Origin of the sequence: Agrobacterium sp. lyk4-40-TYG-31 (assembly GCF_030209855.1) — a bacterium.
GTDB classification, from domain to species: domain Bacteria; phylum Pseudomonadota; class Alphaproteobacteria; order Rhizobiales; family Rhizobiaceae; genus Agrobacterium; species Agrobacterium vaccinii.
Genome location: NZ_JARVRE010000005.1, coordinates 117,279 through 142,892, shown reverse-complemented (window position 1 = coordinate 142,892; position 25,614 = coordinate 117,279). Strand labels below are relative to the sequence as shown.

General features: G+C 58.4%; 24 protein-coding genes. 14 read left to right on the top strand and 10 right to left on the bottom strand.

All coding sequences use genetic code 11. From position 1 onward, the window contains the following. Positions 1-21 precede the first annotated feature (21 nt). From QRN55_RS10985 to QRN55_RS10975, 3 genes are all read right to left on the bottom strand, one after another. Positions 22-2,025: an HWE histidine kinase domain-containing protein gene (locus QRN55_RS10985; protein WP_502871312.1), complete on the bottom strand. Its 2,004-nt coding sequence runs from the start codon at positions 2,023-2,025 to the stop codon at positions 22-24. Positions 2,026-2,290: 265 nt separating this feature from the next. Next, the gene (locus tag QRN55_RS10980) at positions 2,291-3,787 is read right to left on the bottom strand and encodes a methyl-accepting chemotaxis protein (RefSeq protein WP_284776724.1); all 1,497 of its coding nucleotides are present in this window, start codon (positions 3,785-3,787) and stop codon (positions 2,291-2,293) included. Between the two features lie 181 nt (positions 3,788-3,968). Continuing rightward, entirely contained in the window at positions 3,969-4,541 is a 573-nt protein-coding gene (locus QRN55_RS10975; protein WP_062452507.1) for a LabA-like NYN domain-containing protein, read from the bottom strand. 282 nt (positions 4,542-4,823) lie between these two features. On the opposite strand from QRN55_RS10975, the gene rpoZ reads away from it, so the two are divergent. From rpoZ to recO, 11 genes are all read left to right on the top strand, one after another. Then, positions 4,824-5,219, top strand: coding sequence for a DNA-directed RNA polymerase subunit omega (gene rpoZ, locus QRN55_RS10970; protein ID WP_111841612.1), 396 nt, complete (start codon positions 4,824-4,826; stop codon positions 5,217-5,219). A 131-nt stretch (positions 5,220-5,350) separates the two neighbouring features. Beyond that, positions 5,351-7,585, top strand: a complete 2,235-nt coding sequence (locus QRN55_RS10965) for a RelA/SpoT family protein (RefSeq protein ID WP_111841653.1) — start codon at positions 5,351-5,353, stop codon at positions 7,583-7,585. Positions 7,586-7,773: 188 nt separating this feature from the next. Continuing rightward, complete coding sequence (locus QRN55_RS10960; RefSeq protein WP_077106133.1) at positions 7,774-7,920, top strand: DUF3563 domain-containing protein; 147 nt, start codon at positions 7,774-7,776, stop codon at positions 7,918-7,920. Positions 7,921-8,107: 187 nt separating this feature from the next. After that, a complete protein-coding gene (locus QRN55_RS10955; RefSeq protein WP_284776723.1) occupies positions 8,108-8,620 on the top strand; it encodes a DUF2062 domain-containing protein in 513 nt (170 codons plus the stop codon). Next, positions 8,617-9,021 carry a holo-ACP synthase gene (gene acpS / locus QRN55_RS10950; protein ID WP_284776722.1) on the top strand — a complete coding sequence of 135 codons (405 nt, stop codon included), beginning with the start codon at positions 8,617-8,619 and terminating at the stop codon, positions 9,019-9,021. The genes QRN55_RS10955 and acpS overlap by 4 nt, the downstream gene beginning before the upstream one ends. A 122-nt stretch (positions 9,022-9,143) precedes the next feature. Then, entirely contained in the window at positions 9,144-9,890 is a 747-nt protein-coding gene (gene lepB, locus QRN55_RS10945; RefSeq protein WP_284776721.1) for a signal peptidase I, read from the top strand. Then, entirely contained in the window at positions 9,887-10,606 is a 720-nt protein-coding gene (gene rnc / locus QRN55_RS10940; RefSeq protein WP_111841616.1) for a ribonuclease III, read from the top strand. Before lepB ends, rnc begins: the two co-directional genes overlap by 4 nt. A gap of 11 nt (positions 10,607-10,617) precedes the next feature. Then, positions 10,618-11,577, top strand: a complete 960-nt coding sequence (era, locus tag QRN55_RS10935) for a GTPase Era (protein WP_284776720.1) — start codon at positions 10,618-10,620, stop codon at positions 11,575-11,577. Positions 11,578-11,655: 78 nt separating this feature from the next. After that, positions 11,656-12,408 carry a Crp/Fnr family transcriptional regulator gene (locus QRN55_RS10930; RefSeq protein ID WP_111841618.1) on the top strand — a complete coding sequence of 251 codons (753 nt, stop codon included), beginning with the start codon at positions 11,656-11,658 and terminating at the stop codon, positions 12,406-12,408. 148 nt (positions 12,409-12,556) lie between these two features. Next, a complete protein-coding gene (locus QRN55_RS10925) occupies positions 12,557-12,910 on the top strand; it encodes a response regulator (protein ID WP_111841619.1) in 354 nt (117 codons plus the stop codon). A 73-nt stretch (positions 12,911-12,983) separates the two neighbouring features. Next, entirely contained in the window at positions 12,984-13,721 is a 738-nt protein-coding gene (gene recO / locus QRN55_RS10920; protein WP_233122950.1) for a DNA repair protein RecO, read from the top strand. Between the two features lie 10 nt (positions 13,722-13,731). Here recO and QRN55_RS10915 read toward each other — a convergent pair whose 3' ends face one another. The 5 genes from QRN55_RS10915 to QRN55_RS10895 form a co-directional block, all read right to left on the bottom strand. Further along, positions 13,732-14,922 (bottom strand): MFS transporter, encoded by a 1,191-nt coding sequence (locus QRN55_RS10915; RefSeq protein ID WP_502871319.1) that lies wholly within the window; start codon positions 14,920-14,922, stop codon positions 13,732-13,734. 368 nt (positions 14,923-15,290) lie between these two features. After that, positions 15,291-16,133: an MOSC domain-containing protein gene (locus tag QRN55_RS10910; protein ID WP_284776719.1), complete on the bottom strand. Its 843-nt coding sequence runs from the start codon at positions 16,131-16,133 to the stop codon at positions 15,291-15,293. 8 nt (positions 16,134-16,141) lie between these two features. Next, positions 16,142-16,783: an HD domain-containing protein gene (locus tag QRN55_RS10905; protein WP_284776718.1), complete on the bottom strand. Its 642-nt coding sequence runs from the start codon at positions 16,781-16,783 to the stop codon at positions 16,142-16,144. 54 nt (positions 16,784-16,837) lie between these two features. Next, the gene (locus tag QRN55_RS10900; RefSeq protein WP_284776717.1) at positions 16,838-19,588 is read right to left on the bottom strand and encodes a DUF2339 domain-containing protein; all 2,751 of its coding nucleotides are present in this window, start codon (positions 19,586-19,588) and stop codon (positions 16,838-16,840) included. Between the two features lie 45 nt (positions 19,589-19,633). Beyond that, positions 19,634-21,208 (bottom strand): VOC family protein, encoded by a 1,575-nt coding sequence (locus QRN55_RS10895; RefSeq protein ID WP_284776716.1) that lies wholly within the window; start codon positions 21,206-21,208, stop codon positions 19,634-19,636. Positions 21,209-21,492: 284 nt separating this feature from the next. Between QRN55_RS10895 and QRN55_RS10890 the strand changes: the two genes are divergently transcribed. The 3 genes from QRN55_RS10890 (at position 21,493) to QRN55_RS10880 (ending at position 24,302) form a co-directional block, all read left to right on the top strand. Then, positions 21,493-22,533: an ABC transporter substrate-binding protein gene (locus QRN55_RS10890; RefSeq protein WP_284776715.1), complete on the top strand. Its 1,041-nt coding sequence runs from the start codon at positions 21,493-21,495 to the stop codon at positions 22,531-22,533. Positions 22,534-22,698: 165 nt separating this feature from the next. After that, positions 22,699-23,487: an ABC transporter ATP-binding protein gene (locus tag QRN55_RS10885; protein WP_162694738.1), complete on the top strand. Its 789-nt coding sequence runs from the start codon at positions 22,699-22,701 to the stop codon at positions 23,485-23,487. Next, positions 23,484-24,302, top strand: coding sequence for an ABC transporter permease (locus tag QRN55_RS10880; RefSeq protein ID WP_112499144.1), 819 nt, complete (start codon positions 23,484-23,486; stop codon positions 24,300-24,302). The genes QRN55_RS10885 and QRN55_RS10880 overlap by 4 nt, the downstream gene beginning before the upstream one ends. A 3-nt stretch (positions 24,303-24,305) precedes the next feature. Here QRN55_RS10880 and QRN55_RS10875 read toward each other — a convergent pair whose 3' ends face one another. Both QRN55_RS10875 and QRN55_RS10870 read right to left on the bottom strand, forming a co-directional pair. Further along, complete coding sequence (locus QRN55_RS10875; protein WP_284776714.1) at positions 24,306-24,602, bottom strand: nucleotidyltransferase family protein; 297 nt, start codon at positions 24,600-24,602, stop codon at positions 24,306-24,308. A gap of 65 nt (positions 24,603-24,667) precedes the next feature. Continuing rightward, complete coding sequence (locus QRN55_RS10870; protein ID WP_112499146.1) at positions 24,668-25,492, bottom strand: mechanosensitive ion channel family protein; 825 nt, start codon at positions 25,490-25,492, stop codon at positions 24,668-24,670. Positions 25,493-25,614: the final 122 nt, after the last annotated feature.

The window sequence follows — 25,614 nt, the reverse complement described above, 5'->3', positions numbered from 1 at the left end:
CATCGGCACTGAACCTTGAGCCTACTCGCCCAGTTCCATGACCAGCGACAATGGCGCGCGGAACGTCGCGATCAGGCCACTTGGCGAAAAGTTTTTCTCCACATCACCCGTTCCGGCAATACCCATGCGGATGAGGCGGGAGCCGAAGCCACGGCGTTCGGGTTCTGAGGCGGGCGGGCCGCCTTTTTCTTCCCATTTCAGGGTCAGGATCGGCTTTTCGGAATCATCAGAGACGTGCCAGCTAATGTCGACCAGACCGGCATCGGTCGAGAGCGCACCGTATTTGATGGCGTTGGTGCCGAGTTCGTGCAGCAGAAGCGAAAGCGATAGCCCGGCCTTGGGGCCAAGCGGCACTTCCGGGCCCGACATAACGACTTTCCCATCTCCGGCGTGGAGATGCATGACCCTGCCGATGACTTCGCGCAGGCGCGCCGTCGACCAGGATTGCTGGAGCAGCACGTTGTGAGCGGAGCTGAGAGCCTGAAGCCGACCGTTGAAGGCGGCGACGGCGTCCTTTTCCGTGACGTTGCGCAGCGTCTGGGCGGCAATGGCCTGGACGATGGACAGCGTGTTTTTCAGGCGGTGGCTGAGTTCCTGATTGAGGATGCGCTGCTCCGACTCGGCATTCAGCCTTGCAATCGCGGCATAGGCGCGGTCCGCAACGCCCCAGGCAAAATCGAGTTCCAGCTTGCTCCAGAAACGGGGCTTGGCATCATGCGCAAAGAGAATGCCGACGAGCGCGCCACGGTCAATGATCGGCACCTTGACGAAGGAGCGAACGCCCATCTCCGCATAGCCTGAGGCATCGCTATCCAGCCAACTGGCGGCGTTGATATTGGGTACGGCCAGCGTGTCGCCGATTTCCAGACGCTTCATCGTTGCCTGAAAATCGGTGAGTTTGTGATGTCCGGCAATGGACTGTGCCTCCGCGGCAAGCCAGTTGAACTCCACGAACAGGCTATCGGTCGCCGAATTGACAGTTGCATAACCGGAGCGATTGACGGCAAGGCCTTCCGCCAGAATCTCAGACGCGATGCGCGAAATGTCCTGAACAGTCTTGCCCGCGCGCAATCTGTCACCCAGCGTCAACAGGGCGGCGATTCGGGCATCCTTGCGCTTGGAATCGGTGATGTCGATGATGACGCCGATCATCTTCACCGGTATTCCGCGGTCATCCAGAATGAACTGCGCGCGCCGCGCTACCCAGCGAACACGCTGGTCGCTGCCACGACGAATGCGATATTCGACGCTGAGCTGCGCTGTCGCCGATATCCGGCTAGTGGTTTCAGATGCCGTTTTGCGGTCGGTATCGACAACGAGCTTTTCGAAAACGGACGAATCGTAACTCGGCTGTTCCGGCACGCCGAAAATGCGGCAGAACTCTTCGGAGACGATAGCTTCGTTCGTTTCGATATCGATTTCGAAAATGCCGATCTGGCCCGCATCATGGGCCGCCTTGGAGCGTTCGTGGTTGACCCGCAACTCCTCGTTCTTGGCACCCACCTTGCTGACGCGCAGCTGGCGCTTTGCGGAAAGGCGACGCTCCAGCGCGAGATCATACGTCGCGCTTTGCAGGGTGCGGCGCAGCTCCAAGTGCGACATGACCTGCCGCGCCAGCGCTTTCAACGCATTCTGCTGGGCGTCGGTAATGTCTTTCGGCTCGTGGCCCAGAACGCAAATGGTGCCGATTGGAAGCCCGTCATCAGACTTCAGAAGCGCACCGGCGTAAAAACGGATGTGGGGCTCGCCAGTGACCAACGGATTGGTCTGGAAGCGCGCATCGCGGGTCGCATCGGGAATGACCAGAAAATCGTCTTCGAGAATGGCGCGGGCACAAAACGACGTGTCCAACGGTGTTTCGCGAACGCCCAAACCAACCTCGGCCTTGAAGAACTGCCTGCCATCGCCAATGAGGTTGACGACTGCGATCGGCGTGTCGCAAATGGTGGAGGCCAGTAACGCGAGGTCGTCGAAATCCTGCTCTCGCGGTGTATCAAGAACATTGTAGCTATCGAGTGCAGCCAAGCGGCGCTGTTCTTTGGACGAGATACCTTCCATGGGCCTTTGAAAATTGGAGCCATCACTGACGTGCCGGCCCGAAGCAGCCGATCGTTCGGCTCATTTGATACAATAGTTTAATCCAATCGCATAAGAAAAAAAGAATGTGCTCAATCAATTGATTGGGGTCATATCGTCATGTTGATGATCTCGCATTCGGAACGAAAAAAACGCCGGTGCGGTGTCCACAACCGCATCGGCGTTTTTCCGTTCCCGGGCAAGGCCTGTGGGGCTATGCGGCGCGGTAGACCGCCTGCTGGTGGCGCATGGATTTCTGCACGTTGAACCGGCTGACGAGGGCTGCGAGATTGCTGCTGATGTCGCTCAGACCATGCGTTGCGGCGTTGGTTTCTTCCACCATGGCGGCGTTCTGCTGGGTCAATTGATCCATGCTGGCAATGGCGGAATTGATTTCCTGAATGCCCATCGCCTGCTCCTGCACCGCCTGGGTGATGGCGCCGATGTGGTCCTGAATATGGTCCACCTTGCCGCCGATGGAGTTGAGCGCTTCACCCGTGCGGCTGACCAGCGATACGCCGTTTGCGACATCCTGCGAGGACTTGTCGATCAGGACACGGATTTCCTTGGCAGCATTTGCGGAACGCTGGGCGAGTTCTCGCACTTCCTGCGCGACCACAGCGAAGCCCTTGCCCGCTTCACCGGCACGTGCGGCTTCAACGCCTGCATTCAGTGCGAGAAGATTGGTCTGAAAGGCGATTTCATCGATGACGCTGACGATCTGGGTGATTTTCTGCGAGGAGTGCTCGATGGCACTCATGGCTTCCACGGCTTCCGTCACGATGTGGCGGGAGCGCGCGGCCTCCTCTGCAGAGCTTTTCACGATATCCTGCGCCTGTTCGGTACGCTGCGCGGATTGTCTGGAGATGGTGGTGATCTGCTCAAGTGCTGCGGCGGTCTGCTCCAGAGAGGCTGCCTGTTGCTCGGTGCGGCGCGCCATGTCATCGGTGGAAGATGTCAGCTCTCGGGTGTTGGCCGAAATCTTGTGCGATTCCTCAACGATTTCGGAGAAGGCGCCGGACAGCTTGGCAAGGGCAGTGTTGAAATTGGTCTTCAGACCATCGAATTCCGCTGCAAGATCGCCGTCCATGCGTGAAGTCAGGTCGCCCTGCGCCATGTGGTTCAGCGCTGTGTTCAGAAGTGACAGGACCTGTTGCTGCTCCTGCTTCATGCGCTGCTGTTCCAACTCGGATGCAGCGCGCTCTTCAGCAAGGGCTTCCAGATAGACCGAGATCGAATAATCCATGTCAAGAAGGGCTGCCTTGACCGCAACGGTGATGTCTTTAGCGACCTGCTTGCCCTTCTTTTCGAACATGAAGCCCTTGAGCTGCGCGTCTACGACGGCCTTGATGATGCCTTCGAGAATAAGCGCATAGCCGCCGATGTACCAGCGCGGCTCAAGGCCGAGACGCGCATGGGTGCGACCGATGGCGGTGACGGCGGAAGTGTACTCGCTGTCGAACGAGGCGGATGCGATGCGCGACCAGTGCTTGATCTGCATGGATTTGGCGTGCTGGATATGCGCTTCGTTGGCGAAGAATTTCGCGGTGTCGGGAACGGCGCGGGCCTTGGTGTAGAAATCGTCCAGTGAGCCGCTTAGCGAGGCGACGATGGCGGGCTTCAACGCAGCCAGGTTTTTCTTTTGCTCCGGGCCAAGACCCAAAAACGCAAGCCTTTCCGAAAGTTGATGTCCGGCCTGTTGTCCACTCATGTCGTAACCCCTGATTTTCGAAACGCGATCCCCACCGCGTCTAGTCCAGGCGTAATGAATACTTTTATACTTAATGAAGTGCTAAGTTTTCAAGATTGCTTATATAATAACGTCGAACCACAAAGCAAAACGCGAAGCCCTGGTGGGCCTCGCGTTCAAGTTTCAGATGTGGTGGAAAGGTTTACTCGACCGATTCGGTATTCTCGACAACGCGGTGCGCACGTTCGCTCGGGTCGCGACCGATTTCTGCCTTGAGCGACAACAGGTCGATGAAGTGGTCGGCTTGGCGGCGCAAATCGTCGGCAATCATCGGTGGCTGCGTCGACATTGTGGAGATCACGGACACCTTGCGGCCACGGCGCTGAAGCGCATCGACCAGCGTGGTGAAATCGCCATCGCCAGAGAAGAGAACGAGGTGATCGACGGTCTCGGACTGTTCCATGGCATCAACGGCAAGCTCGATATCCATGTTGCCCTTGATCTTGCGGCGGCCCATCGCATCGGTGAATTCCTTGGCGGGCTTCGTCACGACCTTGTAACCATTATAGTCCAACCAGTCGATCAACGGGCGAATCGAGGAATATTCCTGATCTTCGATCAGCGCCGTGTAATAATAGGCGCGCAAGAGGTAGCCGCGCTTCTGGAATGCCTTCAAAAGTTTGCGATAATCGATATCAAAACCGAGGCTTTTAGATGCGGCGTAAAGGTTGGCGCCATCGATAAAGAGCGCAATTTTTTCGCGTGGATCAAACATTGAAACAAAATCCTCCCTTGGCGAACGACCGCCAGTAATTCAAACAGTATCGGCTTAGCGAATATCAGCGCTTCATACGGTACATTATTAAGCATTCATATAAGCGTCATAGTTCCGCCGTCCAGCCCCCCATGGAAATTATGTGGAAAGTTTAATCCAATTGTATGAATTCGACATAGAAAGCGCCTCTTAAACGCCCTGAACAGGAAAAACTTGAAATCTTTGGCCAATGCCTGTATCGGGACGGGTAATCCGCGACATTAAGACCGCAAAGGACAGGCAATGGCCCGTGTCACCGTAGAAGATTGCATTGATAAAGTAGACAACCGCTTCGAACTGGTTCTGTTGGCCAGCCACCGTGCGCGCCAGATTTCGCAGGGGTCGCAGATCACCATCGATCGCGACAACGACAAGAACCCTGTCGTTGCGCTGCGCGAAATCGCCGACGAAACGCTGTCGCCAGACGACCTGAAGGAAGACCTGATCCACTCGCTGCAGAAGCATGTGGAAGTGGACGAGCCAGAGCCCGATCCGGTTTCGATCGCGGCTGCCGGTTCTTCCAGCGACGCAGAAGACGACGACGCTCCCGAGACCGTCAACTTCGACCAGATGTCGGAAGAAGATCTTCTCGCTGGCATCGAAGGCCTTGTGCCGCCGGAAAAGAACGACGACTATTGATTTTGCCGACGCGCAGCCGGGCAGGGACCGGTTACGCTCTGTAAAGCTTTGTCGTCATAATCTGAACCCAGATTATGCAGCAATGTGCGCCGGTCCAGATCGGCGCGCTTTTTTTTCGGGGCATCCCATACATGATGCGACAGTACGAACTCGTCGAACGGGTTCAAAAATACAAGCCTGAAGCCAATGAGGCCTTGTTGAACAAGGCCTATGTCTACGCCATGCAAAAGCACGGCCAGCAGAAGCGCGCCAACGGCGACCCCTATATTTCGCATCCGCTCGAAGTCGCGGCCATCCTCACCGAAATGCATCTGGACGAATCGACCATCGCGGTCGCGTTGCTGCATGACACAATCGAAGATACCAGCGCCACGCGCGCGGAAATCGATGATCTTTTCGGCGAAGATATCGGTCGCCTCGTGGAAGGGCTGACAAAGCTCAAGAAACTCGATCTCGTTACCAAGAAAGCCAAGCAGGCCGAAAATCTGCGCAAGCTGCTGCTTGCCATTTCCGATGACGTGCGCGTTCTCCTGGTGAAGCTGGCAGACCGGCTGCACAATATGCGCACCATGGAGCATATGCCGGAGGACAAACGCAGCCGGATTTCCGAAGAGACGATGGAAATCTATGCGCCGCTAGCCGGACGCATGGGCATGCAGGACATGCGCGACGAGCTGGAAGACCTGTCCTTCCGCTATCTCAACCCCGAAGCGTTCGCGACGGTGACCAAGCGCCTTCAGGACCTCGAAGAGCACAATCAGGGCCTGATCAAGAAGATCGAAGACGAATTGCGCGAGCTGCTGCTCGCCAATGGCGTCGAGGGTGCCTACGTCAAGGGTCGCCAGAAGAAGCCGCATTCGGTGTTTCGCAAGATGCAGTCGAAGTCGCTGTCCTTCGAGCAGCTATCCGACGTCTATGGCTTCCGCATTCTGGTGCAGGATATTCCCGCCTGCTACCGCGCACTCGGCATCGTCCACACGCGCTGGCGTGTGGTCCCGGGACGGTTCAAGGATTATATCTCGACGCCGAAGCAGAACGACTATCGCTCCATTCACACCACCATCGTCGGTCCTTCGCGCCAGCGTATCGAATTGCAGATTCGCACCCAGCGCATGCACGAAATTGCCGAATTCGGCATTGCCGCGCATTCCCTCTACAAGGATGGGGAGATCGGTGATGGCGATGTGCTGTCGCCCGAATCCAATGCTTACTCCTGGCTGCGCCACACCATTGAGGCGCTGGCAGACGGAGACAGCCCGGAAGAGTTTCTGGAGCACACCAAGCTCGAACTGTTCCAGGATCAGGTGTTCTGCTTTACGCCGAAGGGCAAGCTGATTGCGCTGCCGCGCGGTGCGACGCCCATCGACTTTGCCTATGCCGTGCACACCAATATCGGCGATACCACCGTTGGCGCCAAGATCAACGGGCGGATCATGCCGCTGGTCACGCGCCTGAACAATGGCGACGAGGTTGAGATCATCCGCTCCGGCGTGCAGGTTCCGCCTGCCGCGTGGGAAGAGGTGGTGGTGACCGGCAAGGCGCGCTCCGCCATTCGCCGTGCCACACGCATGGCCATTCGCAAGCAATATGCCGGTCTCGGCTACCGTATTCTGGAGCGCACTTTCGAGCGCGCGGGCAAGCCGTTCTCGCGCGAAGGGCTCAAGCCCGTGCTGCATCGTCTGGCCCAGAAGGATGTGGAAGACGCGATTGCCGCTGTTGGCCGTGGTGAGGTCTCCTCGCTCGACGTGCTGCGCGCCGTCTACCCGGATTATCAGGATGAGCGCGTCACGGTGAAGATGACCGGCGACGACGGCTGGTTCAATATGCGCAGCGCATCCGGCATGGTCTTCAAGATACCCGGCAAGTCACGCTCGGTACTGGAAGACGACGGTGCTGCCGAAGTGCTTGAAAGCCCCGACCCGCTGCCCATTCGCGGCCTGTCGGATAATGTCGAGGTGCATTTCGGTGCCGCCGGTGCCGTGCCGGGTGACCGTATTGTCGGCATCATGGAAAAAGGCAAGGGGATCACCATCTACCCGATCCAGTCGCCCGCATTGCAACGCTTCGATGACGAGCCGGAGCGCTGGATCGACGTGCGCTGGGATCTGGATGAGGCCAACAAGTCGCGGTTCATGGCACGGGTGATGATCAATGCGCTGAACGAGCCCGGCACGCTGGCCTCGGTCGCGCAATCCATCGCCACGCTGGATGTGAATATTCGCGGCCTCAACATGGTGCGCATCGGGACCGATTTTTCCGAACTGGCGCTCGATATCGAGGTGTGGGACCTGCGGCAGCTGAACCAGCTTCTGTCACAGCTCAAAGACCTGGATTGCGTCTCAACCGTCAAACGTGCCTTCGATTAAGGCAGTTTTGCTCAAATATTGAGCCTGAAGGCCGCCGCTATGCATTCAGCGCATGGCAGCGGCCTTGTCCTGTCTGTAGTCACCGGCGACAAACGGGACTATCTTCACTCCAGAAATCAAGAGCAAGGCAAAGGCCAGCCGGGACAGACCCGATGATGTGGCCGATGCAACTGGAAAAGGAAAAGACAATGTTTGGACCGCTTCGTAAGATCGCCCGTGCTGTTCGTGGCAAGACAACGCAGGAACGTGAATTCGATTACCTCAGCGACTCGGTATCGCGTATCGATCTGGAATTCCGCCAGCGCGAAGTCGACCGCGGCATGTTCCGCAAGTAATGCAAAAATGCATACCGGCTATGTCGGTATGTGACATTGGGGAGCGCGTTCGATATGCGCTCCTGGGTTAGCGTGCGGTTTCGCCCTTGGCGTAATCGAAACGATGCAATAAGTTCGCAATATGCCGTTTCGTCGCCGTACACCCGCCAGACCCATTGAAAGATTACGCGCCGTTGTGTGGCCGCGCATGGGTTTCCGCCGTTCGCTTCGATATCTGAAGCTGAGGCTCGTGCGGCTGTCTGCATCCCCATATTCCGTGGCGGCGGGAGTGGCGATTGGCGTGGCAGTCGCATGGACGCCCTTTCTCGGTGTCCACATCATCATCGCCATGGCGCTTGGATTTATTTTCAGGGCCAATCTGGTCGCTGCCGCTCTCGGCACGACCTTAGCAAATCCCCTGACGTTTCCGTTGATCTGGGCTTCCACATGGGAGCTTGGCCACCTCATTCTCGGTCGCAGTGACCAGAACGTGTCGTCGCACGTGGATTTCGTTGCGCTTTTCAGCCACATGAATTTCCTACAGCTTTGGCGCCCTGTGCTGGAGCCGATGACGATCGGGGCGCTCATTCCCGCTGCTCTCTCGGCTATCGTTGCCTATATCAGCGTCTACGCCATCATCAGCGGTGTCAGAAAGAAGCAGCACGACAAGCTGGCACTGCACAGTGCGCAGCGTAAAACCATTTTGGGTGTGACGGAATGATTATCGGCATGGGCAGCGACCTCATCGACATCAGGCGTATCGAAACCTCCATCGAGCGTTTCGGCGACCGCTTCACCCACCGTTGTTTCACCGACGTCGAGCAGGCGAAGTCGGACAGGCGCAAAAACCGTGCGGCCTCCTATGCCAAGCGCTTCGCCGCCAAGGAAGCCTGCTCCAAGGCGCTGGGAACCGGGCTGGCGCAGGGCGTTTTCTGGCGGGACATGGGCGTGGTCAACCTGCCGAGCGGCAAGCCGACGATGCGCCTGACCAATGGCGCAGCGGACCGTCTGGAGACGCTTTTGCCAGCGGGGCACGAAGCCGTCATTCACCTGACGATCACGGATGAGTTCCCTTATGCGCAGGCCTTTGTGATCATCGAGGCGCTGCCGGTAACCAAATAACGCGAAATTCCGATGCTTCCGGTGGTTTCGCCCGGTGGTGCGCGATGGAAACGCTTCCCTTTACCCTTGAAAGGTTCTAGAGAAGTCCGTCGAAATTGAAGAACGAGCAGGCAGGTCTCTAAGTGTCCGAAAAAGCTGAAAAGAAGCAGAGCGCCCTTTGGGAAAACGTCAAGGTCATCGTGCAGGCGTTGCTCCTGGCCATGGTCATCCGTACGGTGCTTTTCCAGCCTTTCACCATTCCGTCCGGCTCCATGATGCCGACGCTTCTGGTGGGCGACTATCTGTTCGTCAATAAATTCTCCTACGGCTATTCGAAATATTCGCTGCCGTTTTCGCCGGACCTGTTTTCCGGGCGTATCTTCGAGTTCAGCGAGCCCAAGCGCGGCGACGTCGTCGTCTTTCGCCTGCCGCCGAACCCTGAAGTCGATTACATCAAGCGTCTCGTCGGCCTTCCGGGTGACCGCATTCAGGTCACCAACGGCGTATTGCTGATCAATGGTCAGCCCGTGCCCAAGCAGGCCGATGGCGTCTTCACCTCCGATTACCGCGCCGACCCGGGTGCAAACGTGCCCGTCTTCCGCGAAACGCTCGACAACGGCGTGACCTACGACACGCTTGACCAGTCGCCGGACTCGCGTGGCGATAACACCCGCGAATTCATCGTACCTGAAGGCCATTACTTCATGATGGGCGACAACCGCGACAACTCGCTGGACAGCCGTTTCGATGTCGGTTTCGTGCCTGCTGAAAATCTGGTTGGTCGCGCAAGCGTCATCTTCTTCTCGCTGGGCAACGACACGCCGTTCAGCCGCGTTTGGGAGTGGCCCGCCAACATGCGTTGGGACCGCCTGTTCAAGGTTGTCAAATGAGCAAGACAAAACCGCTTTCGATGGAAGAAATCGGTCGACTGGAAACGCTCATCGGATACAGGTTCAAGGAAAAGGCCCGGCTTGACCGGGCCTTGACCCATGCGAGCGCCAATGCGGGCAAGGCTGGAAATTACGAGCGGCTGGAGTTTCTGGGGGACCGCGTTCTTGGCCTCTGTGTTGCCGAGTTGCTGTTTTCGACATTCCGGTCGGCATCCGAGGGTGAGCTTTCGGTTCGCCTGAACCAGCTGGTCAGCGCCGATTCTTGTGCCGCGATTGCCGATGAGATGGGTCTGCACACCTTCATCCGCACCGGCGCCGATGTGAAGAAGCTTACGGGCAAGACCATGCTCAACGTGCGCGCCGACGTGGTGGAAAGCCTGATTGCGACCATCTATCTGGATGGCGGGCTGGAAGCGGCACGGGCGTTCATTATGAAATACTGGCAGAAGCGGGCCACCAGCATCGATGCCGGTCGCCGCGACGCCAAGACGGAATTGCAGGAGTGGGCACACGCGAAATTTGCCGTGACCCCGCTTTACAGGATTGACGACCGCACCGGACCGGATCACGATCCAAGCTTCACGGTGACGGTGGAAGTACCCGGCGTTGCGCCGGAAACGGGCGTCGATCGCTCCAAGCGTGCCGCAGAGCAGGTGGCCGCAACACGACTATTAGAACGCGAAGGCGTTTGGCAGAAATCCTCTGCCGCAAACTGATTGGATACTCCATGAGCGAGAATGAATTCGACGCCGCACCGGCCGACGATAATGGTAACGAGACTGCGCAGACCAGACCGACGCATTCCGGTTTCGTTGCGCTGATCGGCCCGACCAATGCCGGTAAATCGACGCTGGTCAACCGCCTCGTCGGCGCCAAGGTGTCCATCGTCAGCCACAAGGTGCAGACGACACGCGCCGTGATGCGCGGCATCGCCATTCACAACAACGCCCAGATCGTCTTCATGGACACGCCCGGCATCTTTAAGCCGCGCCGCAGGCTGGACCGCGCCATGGTCACCTCCGCCTGGGGTGGTGCCAAGGACGCCGATATCATTCTGCTGCTGATCGACAGCGAGCGCGGACTGAAAGGCGACGCACAGACGATCCTCGAAGGCCTGAAGGATGTGAAGCAGACGAAGATTCTCTGCCTGAACAAGATCGATCAGGTTCAGCGCGAGGACTTGCTGAAGCTGGCGTCCGATGCCAACGAGATCGTCGCTTTCGACCGCACCTTCATGATTTCGGCGACCAACGGTTCCGGCTGCGACGACCTGATGAACTATTTCTCCGAAGAGTTGCCGGAGGGTCCTTGGTATTACCCGGAAGATCAGATTTCCGATCTTCCTATGCGCCAGCTTGCTGCGGAAATTACCCGCGAGAAGCTGTTCCTACGCCTTCACCAGGAACTGCCCTACGCATCCCACGTCGAAACCGAGAAGTGGGAAGAGCGTAAGGACGGGTCCGTGCGCATCGAGCAGGTCATCTATGTCGAGCGCGACAGCCAGAAGAAGATCGCTCTTGGCAAAAACGGCGATGCCATCAAGGCGATCTCGTCATCCTCGCGCAAGGAATTGTCGGCTATTCTCGAGCAGACAGTCCACCTGTTCCTGTTCGTGAAAGTGCGTGAAAACTGGGGCGACGACCCGGAGCGCTTCCGTGAAATGGGTCTCGAGTTTCCGCGCAACTGACGATCCACGACGGAACCGACCGGGGTGCCCGGGTGAAGCCTATGATTGCCTTATCGATTTCGTTGTTCATGGATACTCATGTCGCCCAAGAAGCCAAACGGCACCTCCACCACGCCCTGCGAGCAATGCCCTCTGCGAGGCATGAAGTATTTTCGTGACTTCTCGGCCCCGGAACTGGATTTCGTCTCCCGGTTCAAAACCGGCGAGCTGTCGGTAGAGCCGGGCGCCATCGTGCTGATGGAAGGGTCGCACAGCGCCCACCTCTACACGATCCTGCAGGGGTGGGGTTTCCGCTACAAGACGCTGGAAGACGGCCGTCGCCAAATCCTCAACTATCTGATGCCGGGCGATCTCGTCGGGTTGCAGGGCACTGTTATGGGTGAGATGCAGCATTCCGTCGAGGCGCTGTCGCCCATCACGCTCTGCGTGTTCGAGCGCGGGCGGCTGAACAGCCTGTTTGCCGACCACCCGTCGCTCGCCTACGACATCACCTGGATTGCGGCCAGTGAAGAACGCATGCTGGACAGCCATCTGCTCAGCATCGGTCGGCGCACGGCGATCGAGCGGGCGGCCTATCTGCTCGCCTTCCTGCACGACAAGGCCGTGCGGGTGGGGCTGTTGGAGAAAGATGGGCCCATTCCCGTCACGCAGCAGCATGTTGCCGATACGCTGGGTCTTTCCATCGTCCACACCAACAAGACTTTGCGCAAACTTGCCGACAAGGATCTGATCCGTTGGACGGACAAGGGGTGCATCGTTCTGGATGACGCTGGTCTGGCACAAATCGCAGGGTGGGAAGCCGATTTGCGCAATTTGAGACCGTTTATTTAGAATTTACTGATGTAATTCTCTATCTTTTTGATATGTCTTTTTTAAATGACGTATTTCGGACGATCTGCGATGTCATAGGAATTGGTTCCGTGAACGTCACGGATTTTTTGCTGCTGCGTTATTGCCCGCAGCCAGAGAAAGATAAAATATGTTGCCTCAACGGGTTCTCATCGTGGAGGACGAGTATCTGGTCGCGATGGATGTGGAATCTTCCCTTCAATCCATGGGCGTCAAGACCATTGATATTGCGACCACACTGTTTCAGGCCAAGGAAGCGCTGCTGCGGGCGAAGCCCGATTGCGTTCTTCTGGACGTCAGCCTTTCGGATGGCATGAGCTATGAACTTGCACGTCATTTGAGAGATTTCTCCATACCCTTCGGTTTCGTCAGCGGTTATGGCGACACCAGCGGCTTTCCGCCCGATTTCGTCGATTCGCATCTTCTCGACAAACCGTTCGGCGAGGCGGAATTGCGTGCCTTCGTCACGCGTATCATGAGCTGACGAAAACCCAGGCATCTCTGCACCGGATCGGCTATGATGGTGGCTGCTTCAGGTGCAATAGACGAAACATTCCATGCAGTGGCAGGACGATGCAATTATTCTGGGCGTGAAACGTCACGGCGAATCCAGCGTGATCGCCGAGTTGATGACGCGCATGCGTGGGCGTTATCTCGGCCTCGTGCGTGCCGGTCGTTCCCGCAATATGCAGGCCGTCTTGCAGCCCGGAAACCGGGTGGATGTCACCTGGCGGGCGCGTCTGCACGACCATCTGGGTGAATATCGCATCGAGCCTATCCGCCTGCGCGCTGCACAGTTGATGGAGACGGCAACCGCCGTCTACGGTGTTCAGGCGATGGCGGCCCTGCTGCGGTTGCTGCCGGAGCGAGACCCGCACCCGCATCTCTTCGAAGCGCTGGATGTGATTCTCGAAAACCTGTCGGACCCGGCGGATGCTGGCGAACTCTTCGTGCGCTTCGAGCTGGCGGTGCTGAACGATCTCGGTTTCGGGCTCGATCTCAGCGCTTGCGCAGCCACCGGCCTGCGCACCGATCTCGTCTATGTGTCACCGAAAACGGGCAGGGCGGTGTGCCGCACCGCGGGTGCACCTTATGCTTCGCGCATGCTGTCGTTGCCATCGTTTCTGAGCCAGGAGCATTCCAAGGCCGCTGACCGCGAAAGCCTCGCCGCAGCCTTTCAGCTGACCGGCCATTTTCTGAACCGTCATGTCTATGAACCCCGTGGCCTCAACGAAAACGCCACCCGCGACGGTTTCGTGCAGGCGGCGTTGAAGGCCCTGGACAAGGCTGGCTGAGCGGCGCGCCTCAGGCGGCGGCAGGCCTCAGCACGGCGCGTTCCTCGATTGGCCAGTGGACGATAGCGGCGAAGATGCCCATCGCCACGCCCAGCCACCAGACCACATCGTAAGACCCAAGCTTGTCATAGAGATAGCCACCCATCCATACGCCGAGAAACGAGCCGATCTGATGCGACAGGAACACCATGCCGCCCAGCATGCCCAGGTGACGCGTGCCGAACATGATGGCGACGAGGCCGTTCGTTGGCGGCACGGTGGAAAGCCACAGAATGCCCATGGTGGCGGCAAAAATGATCACCGACGTCGGTGATTGCGGCAGCAGCAGAAACGCCGTGACCGCAATCGAGCGACCGATATAGATGTAGGCCAGAAGGTAGGGTTTCGAGTAGCGCTGGGCGATGAAGCCTGCCGCCAGCGAACCGGCAATGTTGAAAAAGCCGATCAACGCCATGGCGATGACGGCGTAGCGCGGTTCGATGCCGATATCACCGAGATAGGCAGGGAAATGCGCGGTGATGAAAGCAACCTGAAACCCGCAGACGAGAAAGCCTGTGGCAAGCAGCAGGTAGCTCTTGTGCCCCAGAGCTTCGCGTAGCGCCTGTCCCGCAGTCTGCTGAAACTGCGCGTGTGACTGTGTGCCGGAGGATGAGTTGCCCCGCAGCGGCCAAGCCAGCAGCGGCACGATCAGCATCATGGCCCCGAGCCAGACAAGACTATCCGACCATCCATAGCTAGAGATCAGGCCTTGGCTGATGGGTGCGAACACGAACATGCCCGCAGAGCCAGCCGCCGTGCCGATACCAAAGGCCATGGAGCGCTGCTCCGGTGTCACATGCCGGGCAAAGGCGGAGAGAATCACGCTGAACGACCCTGCTGCAATGCCAAGCCCGACCAGAACGCCGCCACCCAGATGCAGCCAAAGCGGCGATGTGCCGATCGACATGCAGACAAGCCCGGCAGCATAGATCAAACCAGACAGAACCAGCACGCGGCCCGTTCCGTACTTGTCCGCCAAGGCGCCGAAAAATGGCTGGCCCAGACCCCAGAACAGATTCTGCAGCGCCATGGCAAAACCGAATGTGGAGCGATCCCACCCAGTATCGGCCAGCATCGGCAGTTGAAAGAAGCCCATAGCGGAACGGGGCCCGAAGGTCAGAACCGCGATCAGCGATCCGGCGACGATAATGAGCCAGGGCATTGGGTTGGTAGAAGAGGTGGCGATTCGGGACACGTGAATGATCTCCAGACAGGAAACGATTATTACCGTTTGCAGATGTTTTTCGCCAACGACTTTTCTTGACTGGGATATGAGCGGGGTTGATGGGTGGAGGTGGAAAGGTGAGGGCAGTTAGTCAAAGTCGGTGGGTGTGGTTTACCCCCCTCTGTCCTGCCGGACATCTCCCCCACAGGTGGGGAGATCGAATCGTGGTTGGCTCTCGATCATCTCAAACGCTACGGAGTGATGGGATCATGCGCCCAGCCAATCTCCCTCCTTGTGGGGGAGATGTCCGGCAGGACAGAGGGGGGTGAGCCGCGCACTCTGCCATCAACGATGCGCGACCGTTCTCACCGCTTCTTGATCGCCCAACCCTCCGCACGCTCCTCCACAACCTTCGCCACATCTCCAACCGCAATCGAGCCTTCGCCGCGCGGCGTGAGGTTCCAGCCGAACAGCACGCCGGGGACGCGGCGGTCGGCGGACATGCGCAGGCGGCCCATGGCTTTCATTGGCGAGGGCACGTCGCGGGAGCCGGTTCTCTGGTCCTGCGTGGTCATGATGCAACGGGTGCAAGGTTTGACGAGGTCGAAACGGATGCCGTTGATCTCGATGGCGGCCCAGCGGTCTTCGGCCCAGGATTCATCCGTTTCCAGCACGATGTTGGGACGAAAACGCTCCATTCCGACGTGGTCTTCACCATTGGCCACCATGTTTTCGTTGAGCGCGGCCAGCGAGGCCGTGGTGGTGACGAGGATCTGGTAGCCATCTGCAAAGGTGACCGGCGTGTCGTCTCCCGCCCAGTCCGGGTTGGCGACGCGGCTGGATTGGTCGTCGAAAAACACGAGCTTCACATCGCGACCGAGCCAGCCGGAGAGTGCGGCATTGGCGTCATCCGACGCCACGGCGGCATCCACCGTCGATCTCCAGACCGTCACATCGGCGCGATTGCCGGAGGGCAGGGCCAGAACGTCCCCCTTGCCGTCGATGGCCAGACGGAAACCGGCGCCTTCAGCTTTGGCGATGAGTTGTGCGATATCAGGCAATTCCCGCTGTGTGATGAACTGGCCGTCGGGATCAATCAGCATGGCGCGACGGTCCCCCGCCAGACCTTCCGCCGCGATTGCGCTCTGCGAAAGCGGGATGCCCCGGCCACTTTTCAGCGGGTAAATGTTGAGTTCGGTGATGCGCATTGCGGGCCTCATATCTCATCCAGAAACATATCAAGGACCTGCTGCAAACGCTGGTGCCTTTCGTGTGCGATCTGTCGTCCGGTCTCTGTTTGAAAACCATCCGCAAGCTTGAACAGCTTGTTTTCGAAATGGTCTATGGCAAAGGCGCGGTCATCCAGCGGGCGGTTTTTCGCGAGCGGGTCTTCAGGGTCGTAAAGCGCGGAGCCCAGACGCCCGGCGATGTAGAAGCAGCGCGCCGCCCCGACCATGCCGATGGCATCCAGCCGGTCTGCATCCTGCAGGATTTTCGCTTCCAGCGTTTCTGGCGCGAGATTGGCGGAAAAACTGTGCGTCAGGATGGCGTGGGCCACGGCTTCGATATCCGCAGCCGCCCAGCCGAGGCCAGCCAGAATGCCCGACGCCTTTTCTGCGGCGAGTCGCGACGCCTGAGAACGCAGAGGTGAATTCTTTTCCACGGCAACGCAATCATGCAGCAAGACGCTGGCCGCCAAAACCGGCCCGTTGCCACCTTCCGAAGTGTGTATGCGCATGGCATTGCGAAATACGCGGTGAATATGGGCCAGATCATGCGAGCCGTCGTCGCCCTCAGCCGCATGCGGCATCAAGTTTTCGGCAAGTTGCTCGAACGGTGCGAAAGCCTCTGCCCGCATGTGATTCCCCCCTGTCTCGGATGCCTGTTTAGAGGCTGGAAACGAGGGGCGCAATCACCCTTGCGCTTCCTCCGGCTTTGGCTGTGCGGTGAGGATTTTCTGGTAGAAGAGGCCGATTCCGATGAGAACCACGCCAAGTCCGATGAAGGACAGGGCACGCAGAACGCCTTCCAGGTTGCTCATATCGATCAGGAACGCCTTGGCAACGGCCAGAAACACCAGACCTGCCGATGCAAGACGCAGGCTTTTGGCGTTGAAGCGAGAACCCAGCACCAGAAGCACCACGCCGATGACAAGCCAGACGACTGAGTAGCTGTAGGTCTCGCCCTGCAAGAAGCCCTTCCAGTCCGCGATGTTTTCGCCCTGCCAGAACCTGCGCACGGAAAGGGTGGCCCAGGCAAAGCCGAGGGCAGCGCCTGACAGTGCCAGCAGCGTGACATAGACGGGTGGGCGCTTGCCACGCGCGTACACGGCAAGTCCAGCATAGGCCAGACCGGGAAGAAGATATCCGATCAGCAACAGATTGAGGAACGGCCACGGCCCTGTGCTCTCCCCGGTGAAGTAAGGGTTCAGCGCGAAAAAATGGGCGACCAGCACGTTGAACATGGCGATGACGCCAGCCAGCATCGAACCATAGCGGAAGACGGGGCTGGGGCTTTTCAGGTCGAGCGTCATCAACACGCCGGACATGCCGATGGTCAGCAACGTGTAGATCGACTGTTCGCCCAGTGTCGGAACCGTCTCGGTCAACACGCCACCATTCATGGCGTGACGCACGAGAATGGCGACGGCGAGCAGCGCCATGAGGCTGGCGATGGCCTGAATGAAGTTTCTAACGCGTGTGTCTCGCCAGTTGCGCAACTGCCATGCAGAAGCAACGGCGAGCAGGGCGGGAATGCCGTAACCCGGCAAAAGCGCGTTGAAGACCGGCGTGGTGCCCAGATGTTGCGGCCCGACGATTGTTGGTTCCCAGGCGATGCGGCCCAGAACGAAGAGCATCGATAGAGCCGTGATCCAGGGCATCGCCCACCAATGCGGATAGCGTGCCGCCAGAAGATAAAGAAAGCCGAGGACCGGGATCAGAATGGTCGTCGCGAGCCCTGATGTCAGCGTGTGAATGGTCAGCACGAAGCCAAGGAAAGAGCCAATGGCCAGGATATTGGCTGACCACAGAAACGCTCGTTTCCCTTTTTGCATCATACGGTAGGAGGAGCCGAGCAAGATCAAGCCGATGACCACCCCGTAAAAGGCATGGCCCCAATCGCGCGTGAGGTTGCCATATTCCACGAAGCTGATGACGCCGAGACCGAGCGGAACGGTTGCACCAATGACGGCCCAGAGTGTTCCGAAGCGAGGATCGTTCTCAGCCTTCCGGCGTGTCACGAATGTGCTGAAGAACAGGAAGATGATGCCCATCATGCGCAGGACAGGTCCCGACACATTGTCATTGGAAATAAACGGCGAATAGGAAACGTCACCGCCAATGGCCGGAAGATAGACGAATTCGCCACCCGTCAGAAGCCAGGCGCAGCCGAGAGCAGCCAGAGATGAAAAGATCGCGGGGAAGGCAGCGTGGTGACGACCGGCACCGTAGGCTGCCAAGCTCAGGACGAGCGCTGCCACGGCAACAGCGGGCGGCAACGTCACCCCGTTTCGCGTAATCGCAAAGGCTGCGGCAGGCACAGTCACGGCGATGGCGATGATGGCGCTGAGGTTCGATGGCGGACGGTTGAGCAGTTCCGACAATGCCGGACGAAAGCGGTCGAATCGCGCGTTACGCTTGGGGATATCCCAGACCTGTTCGTAAATGTTGCCGGGCCAGATCCAGATCGCGCCTGCAATCATGCATACCAAGCCCAGCAGGACCGGCTCTGCCTCGATAAGGGGCGCAAAAGCCATATAACCGATTGCCCATAGCGCCATGCCGATACTGGCAAGGGCGGGCACGACGTGCCAGCGTTGGCTGCGGGCGGCCAGTGCGGTTGCAGTCCAAGAGATTGTCAGGAAGCCGAACAAGGCCCAGACATTTGGGCTTTCGGTGGAGATAAGGGCAGGGGTGATCATCGAGCCGAACAGGCCGAGACCGGCCAGCGCCTGTCCATGCAAGAGCGAGAGGGCAAGCGTGGCAAGGGCCACCAGTGCAAGGGCGATGAAGGCCGTCGTCGGGCCGATATAGTCGTAAATGCCATAGGCGGCATAGACCACACCGAAAAGCGTCAGCGCACCCGCCGCCGTCAGTACGCCGGGGATCATGGCATTGGAATAGGTGGTCTCGATGCCGGGAACGGCCTTGCGACGGATCGCTTCGCCCGCTGCCGCCAGAAAGAGGCCGAAGATGGCGGCGAGCGAAAGCCGCACGGCGGGGCTGAGAAGCCCGCTTTCGATGGAATATTTAACGAGGAAAATACCGCCCAGCGCCAGCGCCAGACCACCGGCCCACACGGCCCAACGTGCGCCGAGCTTGCTTTCGAAGCTCTCCGTCGATTTGGTGCGGGCAGGCAGCACCATCGTCGCGACGGCATCGTCTTCGGCTGGAGACTGAGCCGCAACCGGTGTTTCATCCTCCAGCGGTTCCGCCACGGGAGCGTTTTCTGGTACGGCATCGTCAGTCGCCGCCGTTGAGGTAAGCGCGTCCGTCTGCACGGTCTGTGGATAGGCAAACTCACCGGAAGCCAGTTTCGCCTTGAGGTCTTTCAGCTCCGTCTCGACGATATCGAGCCGTCTGGAGTTTTTGATGCTTGCATTCAACGTGTAGAAGAAAGCAATGACGTAACCGACGATCAGCAAAATCAGAAAAGATGTCATAAGGACCTCAAATATGGTCCTGTTTTTTAAGCCTTTTCTTATTGTTTATGCAAGGCCGCCTGTGGACAAGGTTTTTACCCACTGCTTTGCCAGTTCCACGTCCTCCAGCCCCAATTCGTGGCCATGCGGAAGAACATTCACAGCCACCTGCGCGCCGCTTGCCGCAAGATGCTCCCGCAACGCCAGCGTCCGCTCCTTGTGCCGGTCGGTTTCGCCCGCCGCGAGCGTGAAGTGCTTGCCGGAAAGATCGGACTGCGGCCAGTCTGCCAGCACGGCCATGGGGCGCAGCAACAGTGCATCCTGCGCAAATTCCGGGTGGAGCGCGAAAAACGCGGCGAGGAAGTTTGCGCCGTTAGAGTGACCGATGAAGCTCAGCTTTTCGCGATCAAGGTCATAGGCGCGCAGCGCACCCTCCATGAAAGCGGCGAAGGCTTCCGCTTCGGAGCCGATATCCTTTTCATCGAAAGAGAGGTCCGCAAACCTACGGAACCAGCGGGCAATGTCTTCTTCCGTGCTGCGTCCGCGTACGCCCAAAAGCGTGGCACGCGGATTGGCTGTGTGGGCGAGCGCCATCAGGCTGGTCTCGCTGCCGCCGGAACCATGCAGCAGCACGATGGTGCTGCCATCCGGGTCGGCAGGCGTATGAAAGCGGTGGATGAAGGGCAGGTCACGGTATATGACGCGCTCTTCGCCGGGCATGCCGAACTGCGGCAGTGCGACGCGAACATCCTCCTCATCCCGCATGAAGAGCGGCGGAATGAACAGCTTCTCGCCCAGCGTTTCCAGCGGCTCGTCCACGGTCATGCCGGGCAAATCCGTGGCCATTTCGATCAGCACATCGCCCGGCTCGCGAATGTAGAGCGAGGCGAAATACTTGCGGTCATGGGCGTTGGTGGGGGAGGAGTTACGCGATTTCAACGCGTCCAAGGTCCGGTTCAGATCATCCATGTCCCGGGCGCGAAAAGCGATATGGTCGACCGTGCCGGTGCCGGGCGCGCTGGACCAGAAGCCGGTCGCATCGCGGACATCGATGATATCGCCTGATGCTGAGACAGTCCGGCGAATGCTGCCGCTTTGTGCCGTGTGGACGTAACCGAAATGCTGTGCGAGGAAACTTTCGGTCTCCTCCGGTACCTCGCTCAGCAAAGTCGCACCGCGGATGCGGCGGATGGCGTGTTCCAGTGGAATGCCCTGAGCAACGTTCGGAACACTCTTCTCAAAAGCGGTCGTTCCGACGAGTTTGAGAATGATACCATCAGGGTCTTTCAGCCTGATAACATGTTCGCCGAACTCTTCCATGGGGCCTTCCGTCCGCACGCCTGCCTGAAGCGCGCGCGTCAACCAGAAGCCGATGCTGGCGGGATGGATGGCAAGCGAGACCTCGAGCGTCTGGCCGTAACCGACCCGCCCCTGGGCGCCATCTTCCCAGACAAGGAAGGTCAGCAGCGAGCCCGGCGTTGCTTTTGCATCGCCGTAGAGCAAATGCAGTTGCATGGCATCCTCGAAACCAGCGGTGCGCTTGACCAGCCGCAGGCCCAGAAAACCGACGTAAAAATCCACATTGGCCTGCACCTTGCGGGTAATCATGGTGATATGGTGAATGCCCAGTGCGGATGTCATGCGGTTCTCCCTGCGTCTTGCCTGATGGTGTCATGTGTCCTGTAGATGTGTGGATGAGGCAATCCCGTGAAATGAGAACGATGTGTTGCCAATGTAAACAATCGTGTGACAGCGGCGCTTTTGTGCTTCGAAAATATGCGGTTGCACGATCAATTTTGCGAATTTGCACAAATAAAGTGCAGTAAAATATTTGAGCAAAATCTGTGCGATTTTTGCTTGCCATGATGGCGTAAATTGGTTTGTATGCCCTCAATTCAAAAAAAATCTCCAAGGGGAATGATCGGATGTTGAAGCGTAGGCTGTTTGCGAAAACGGCGGCGATAGTCGCTGTGGGTATGTTTGCTGGACTTTCTATCCCACTCGCACCAGCCTACGCAGAGACACCCATCAAATTTACGCTGGACTGGAAATTCGAAGGCCCTGCCGCCGGATTTTTGCTGGCGCTCGACAAGGGTTACTTCAAGGCCGAGGGGCTTGATGTGACCATCGATAGCGGCAACGGCTCGGTAGAAGCCATTCCGCGCGTAGCGACCGGCGCCTATCAAATGGGCTTCGGCGACATCAATTCCGTCGTGAAATTTCTCGATGAAGATCCAAGCCAGAAGGTGAAAGCCGTCTACATGGTGTACGAGCGCCCGACCTTTGCAGTCGTCGGTCGCAAATCGCTGGGCGTGACGGGTGATCCAAAGTCGCTGGAAGGCAAGAAGCTGGGTGCGCCGCCACCGGATGGTGCCTTTGCGCAGTGGAAGGCCTTCAAGCAGGTCGCCAAGATCGATGACAGCAAGATCGACATTCAGTCCATCGGCTTTCCCGTTCGTGAGCCGATGCTGGCGAAGGGCGATGTCGATGCCGTCTTCGGCTTTGCATTCTCCGTCATTCTCAACCTCAAGGCACAGGGCATTGCCGACGACGACATTTCGACCATTCTGATGGCCGAACATGGTTTGAATCTCTATGGCAATTCCGTGCTGGTAAACACTGATTTCGCTGAGAAAAACCCTGCTGCGGTCAAGGGTTTCCTGAAGGCGCTGGCAAAGGGCTTTGCCGACTCGGTCAAGAACCCGGAAGAGGGCGTGGCTGCGGTGCTGAAGCGCAACGAGACGCTCAACAGCGATATCGAATTGCAGCGCCTGACCATGGCCAACGCCATGAACATCAAGACACCCTATGTCGTTGAAAATGGCATGGGCGGTATCGATCCCACACGGCTCGCCGCTTCCCTGGAAACACTGAAAGTGTCCGTTGGCTTGAAGGGCAATGTGAAGGCCGAACAGGTGTTCGACACCAGCTATCTGCCGCCCAAGGAAGAGCGAATGCTGCCTTGATTGGATTCCCGTCCGTCATGCTCGGGCCTGTCCCGAGCATCCACTGTCGTTCGTTTTGTCTCGACGTGGGTGGGTTTTCGGCTCAAGGCCGAGGATGGCGTTGAATGCGGGGTGACGCGGTTGCAACTTCGTAAAGCTTCTAAAATTTGAATTACAGGAACGGACATGGCGCATCTGGTCGAAATCGATGGCGTGGATATGCGCTATGGCGGGGCATCGGGCACGCTGGCTGTTTCCGGTCTCGATCTCAAGGTGAAAAAGGGTGAGTTCGCCGCCGTGGTGGGGCCATCCGGTTGTGGCAAGTCGACCCTGATGAAGCTCGTCACCGGACTGCACATTCCGCAAAAGGGAAATGTCATCGTTGCAGGCAAGCAGGTGACGGAGCCGGTTTCGATTGTCGGAATGGCGTTTCAAAACCCCACCATGCTGCCATGGCGCACGACGCTGGAAAACATTCTTCTACCGCTGGAAATCGTGGAAAAGCACCGTCACCGGCTGCGGGCAAACAAGGCGGAATATGTTGCCAAGGCCGAGCGGCTGTTAGAGATCGTCGGGCTGAAAGGCTTCGGCTCCAAATTTCCCTGGCAGCTTTCCGGTGGCATGCAGCAGCGCGCCAATCTGTGCCGCGCCCTGATCCATGAGCCTGACCTCTTGATGCTGGATGAACCGTTCGGTGCGCTGGATGCTTTCACCCGCGAAGAACTCTGGTGCGTCATTCGCGATCTCCACGCCGCCAAGCGCGTTACCATCGTGCTCGTCACCCACGATCTGCGCGAAGCGACATTTTTGGCCGACAAGATTTTCGTCATGAGCGCGCGGCCGGGCCGCATATTGGCGCAGCACCGTGTGCCGTTCGAGCGCCCGCGCAAGCTCGACCTGATGTATGAGAAGAGTTTCAATGCCATGGTCCAGCAACTGCACGGTGAAATCGCAAAGGCGAGGGTTGCGGCATGAGCGCGACTGTTGAAAGAGCATCGGTGCCGCCGCAGCGCCTGCCACTGGTTGCCCGCGTCAACTGGGTGCGGGCCGCACCCTGGCTATACACCGTAGCGCTGTTCCTTGCCTGGGAGCTTTTCGTCTACGCGCTGAAAATGCCGCCCACCATTTTGCCATCACCGGTGCGGGTGGGGCAGGCCATCGTGCAATACTGGTCACCGATCTGGAAAAACTCGCTGCAAACGCTTTACACGACGACGCTCGGTTTTGCTCTGGCCGTGGTCGCAGGGCTCGCCATCGGGCTGTTCATCGGCTGGTCCAAGGCGATCTATGCGGGGCTTTATCCGCTCATGATCGGCTTTAACGCCATTCCCAAAGTGGCGCTGGTGCCGATCCTCGTGATCTGGTTCGGTATCGGAACCGTGCCTGCGGTGCTGACGGCGTTCCTGATTTCCTTTTTCCCCATCGTCGTCAATGTCGCAACCGGCCTTGCGACCATCGAGCCCGAAACGGAAGATGTGTTGCGCGCACTGGGCGCGCGTAAGATGGACATCATGCTGAAGGTGGGCATACCCCGCTCCATGCCCTATTTCTTCGGCTCCCTCAAAGTCGCCATTACGCTCGCCTTCGTCGGCTCCGTCGTATCGGAAACCGTCGCCTCCAACTACGGCCTCGGCAATATGATGAGCTCTGCCCAAAGCCAGTTTAACGTCCCGCTCGTCTTCGCAGGCCTGCTCATGCTCGCCGTGGAGGGCATCGTCATGTACGCGATCATGGCCTGGGTCGAAAGGCGCATGACCGGCTGGGCCCACCGCTCGACCATGGGGCAGTAGCTACTAGAAAACCCGGATTGCTGAATGCTCGATATCGGTCTTCAACAGTGGGTGAAGACTGTTTCGCGTCGTCAGATCAACCGGGATTTCCAGTTCTTCCTCGAGAAACTGCTTGATACCGACGAGGTCGAGAAGCGAGAACTTGCTGGCAGGATCGTAGTCTATGTAGACGTCCAGATCGCTGGCAACAGAGGCCTCATCGCGCGCCGTGGAGCCAAAAATATAAAGAGCAGTCGCACCCATGCCTTTCACGGCATCTGTGCGTTGTCTCAACATCTCTAGAGCCACTGCCTTTTCCATAGGGGCAACTTACAACACATTACCCGCGTCATCCACACGAATATAGGCAGGCGTTCCAGTGAGAATCACTCCGCTGCCTGTTCGCTCAGTCTCACATCGCGTTCATCGAATGCGTTTTTGAGGGACTTGGTCATGTCGCGGGTGGTGGCGAACCAGTTGTCGCTTCGGGCCCAGTAGCGCAGTGTCACTGTGGCACCGTCGTTGCTCACGGAATCCACGAAAGTTGTCGGGGCGGGGTCCAAAAGGACACGGCTGTCGGAGCGGGCGAGGTCCATCAGCATGCCCTGCGCTTCCGCCAGGCTTTCACCCTTGGGCACGTTCACGCTGAGTTCGTGGCGGCGGGAGGGGAAGCGGCTGTAATTGGTGATCGGCACATTCCACAGCGTCGAATTCGGGGCGAGACGGTAGAGGCCGTCGCTGGTTTTCAGCTCTGTTGCGAACAGGCCGATTTCGACCACGGTGCCGGTGACGGCGCTCGTTTCGATGTATTCGCCGACGCGAAATGGACGCAGGACGAGCAGCATGATGCCAGCGGCGATGTTCTGCAATGTACCCTGCAAGGCAAGACCAACGGCCAGACCTGCAGCGCCGAGGGCGGCGAGGATAGATGCGGTCTGAACGCCGAACTGTCCGAGCACCATGACCAGCACGAGAATGAGAACGACGTAACGGACGATGCCAGAGAAGAAGCGCGCAAGCGTTTCATCGAAGCCGCGAATGCGTGAGAGGCCTTCGAAGGACCAGCGTTGCAGCAGCGTCGCGGCAATCCAGCCGATGATGAGAAGCACGAGCGCGCCGACGATCGAGAACGAATATTGAACCGCCAGGGCGCTGGCCTGGCGAAGCGCCGCTTGCGATGCAACGATGATATCGGTGGTCTGCTGGTCCATCTATCATAACCTCTTGGTTTGTCCTATGCCTCGGCAAACGAGGGTTCCGGCATTTTGCTCCATTGAAAATTGAAAAAGCGCGCGCAAGCGAGAAGGCGGCGCTTATTGTTCCAATCAGGTCA

What these genes read in the sequence shown, in the direction of transcription:
- QRN55_RS10980 (WP_284776724.1), bottom strand. Translation starts at nt 3,787, where the DNA reads ATGAGTGGACAACAGGCCGGACATCAACTTTCGGAAAGGCTTGCGTTT.
- QRN55_RS10975 (WP_062452507.1), bottom strand. Translation starts at nt 4,541, where the DNA reads ATGTTTGATCCACGCGAAAAAATTGCGCTCTTTATCGATGGCGCCAAC.
- rpoZ (WP_111841612.1), top strand. Translation starts at nt 4,824, where the DNA reads ATGGCCCGTGTCACCGTAGAAGATTGCATTGATAAAGTAGACAACCGC.
- QRN55_RS10965 (WP_111841653.1), top strand. Translation starts at nt 5,351, where the DNA reads ATGATGCGACAGTACGAACTCGTCGAACGGGTTCAAAAATACAAGCCT.
- QRN55_RS10960 (WP_077106133.1), top strand. Translation starts at nt 7,774, where the DNA reads ATGTTTGGACCGCTTCGTAAGATCGCCCGTGCTGTTCGTGGCAAGACA.
- QRN55_RS10955 (WP_284776723.1), top strand. Translation starts at nt 8,108, where the DNA reads ATGGGTTTCCGCCGTTCGCTTCGATATCTGAAGCTGAGGCTCGTGCGG.
- acpS (WP_284776722.1), top strand. Translation starts at nt 8,617, where the DNA reads ATGATTATCGGCATGGGCAGCGACCTCATCGACATCAGGCGTATCGAA.
- rnc (WP_111841616.1), top strand. Translation starts at nt 9,887, where the DNA reads ATGAGCAAGACAAAACCGCTTTCGATGGAAGAAATCGGTCGACTGGAA.
- era (WP_284776720.1), top strand. Translation starts at nt 10,618, where the DNA reads ATGAGCGAGAATGAATTCGACGCCGCACCGGCCGACGATAATGGTAAC.
- QRN55_RS10930 (WP_111841618.1), top strand. Translation starts at nt 11,656, where the DNA reads ATGTCGCCCAAGAAGCCAAACGGCACCTCCACCACGCCCTGCGAGCAA.
- QRN55_RS10925 (WP_111841619.1), top strand. Translation starts at nt 12,557, where the DNA reads ATGTTGCCTCAACGGGTTCTCATCGTGGAGGACGAGTATCTGGTCGCG.
- recO (WP_233122950.1), top strand. Translation starts at nt 12,984, where the DNA reads ATGCAGTGGCAGGACGATGCAATTATTCTGGGCGTGAAACGTCACGGC.
- QRN55_RS10915 (WP_502871319.1), bottom strand. Translation starts at nt 14,922, where the DNA reads ATGCCCTGGCTCATTATCGTCGCCGGATCGCTGATCGCGGTTCTGACC.
- QRN55_RS10910 (WP_284776719.1), bottom strand. Translation starts at nt 16,133, where the DNA reads ATGCGCATCACCGAACTCAACATTTACCCGCTGAAAAGTGGCCGGGGC.
- QRN55_RS10905 (WP_284776718.1), bottom strand. Translation starts at nt 16,783, where the DNA reads ATGCGGGCAGAGGCTTTCGCACCGTTCGAGCAACTTGCCGAAAACTTG.
- QRN55_RS10900 (WP_284776717.1), bottom strand. Translation starts at nt 19,588, where the DNA reads ATGACATCTTTTCTGATTTTGCTGATCGTCGGTTACGTCATTGCTTTC.
- QRN55_RS10895 (WP_284776716.1), bottom strand. Translation starts at nt 21,208, where the DNA reads ATGACATCCGCACTGGGCATTCACCATATCACCATGATTACCCGCAAG.
- QRN55_RS10890 (WP_284776715.1), top strand. Translation starts at nt 21,493, where the DNA reads ATGTTGAAGCGTAGGCTGTTTGCGAAAACGGCGGCGATAGTCGCTGTG.
- QRN55_RS10885 (WP_162694738.1), top strand. Translation starts at nt 22,699, where the DNA reads ATGGCGCATCTGGTCGAAATCGATGGCGTGGATATGCGCTATGGCGGG.
- QRN55_RS10880 (WP_112499144.1), top strand. Translation starts at nt 23,484, where the DNA reads ATGAGCGCGACTGTTGAAAGAGCATCGGTGCCGCCGCAGCGCCTGCCA.
- QRN55_RS10875 (WP_284776714.1), bottom strand. Translation starts at nt 24,602, where the DNA reads ATGGAAAAGGCAGTGGCTCTAGAGATGTTGAGACAACGCACAGATGCC.
- QRN55_RS10870 (WP_112499146.1), bottom strand. Translation starts at nt 25,492, where the DNA reads ATGGACCAGCAGACCACCGATATCATCGTTGCATCGCAAGCGGCGCTT.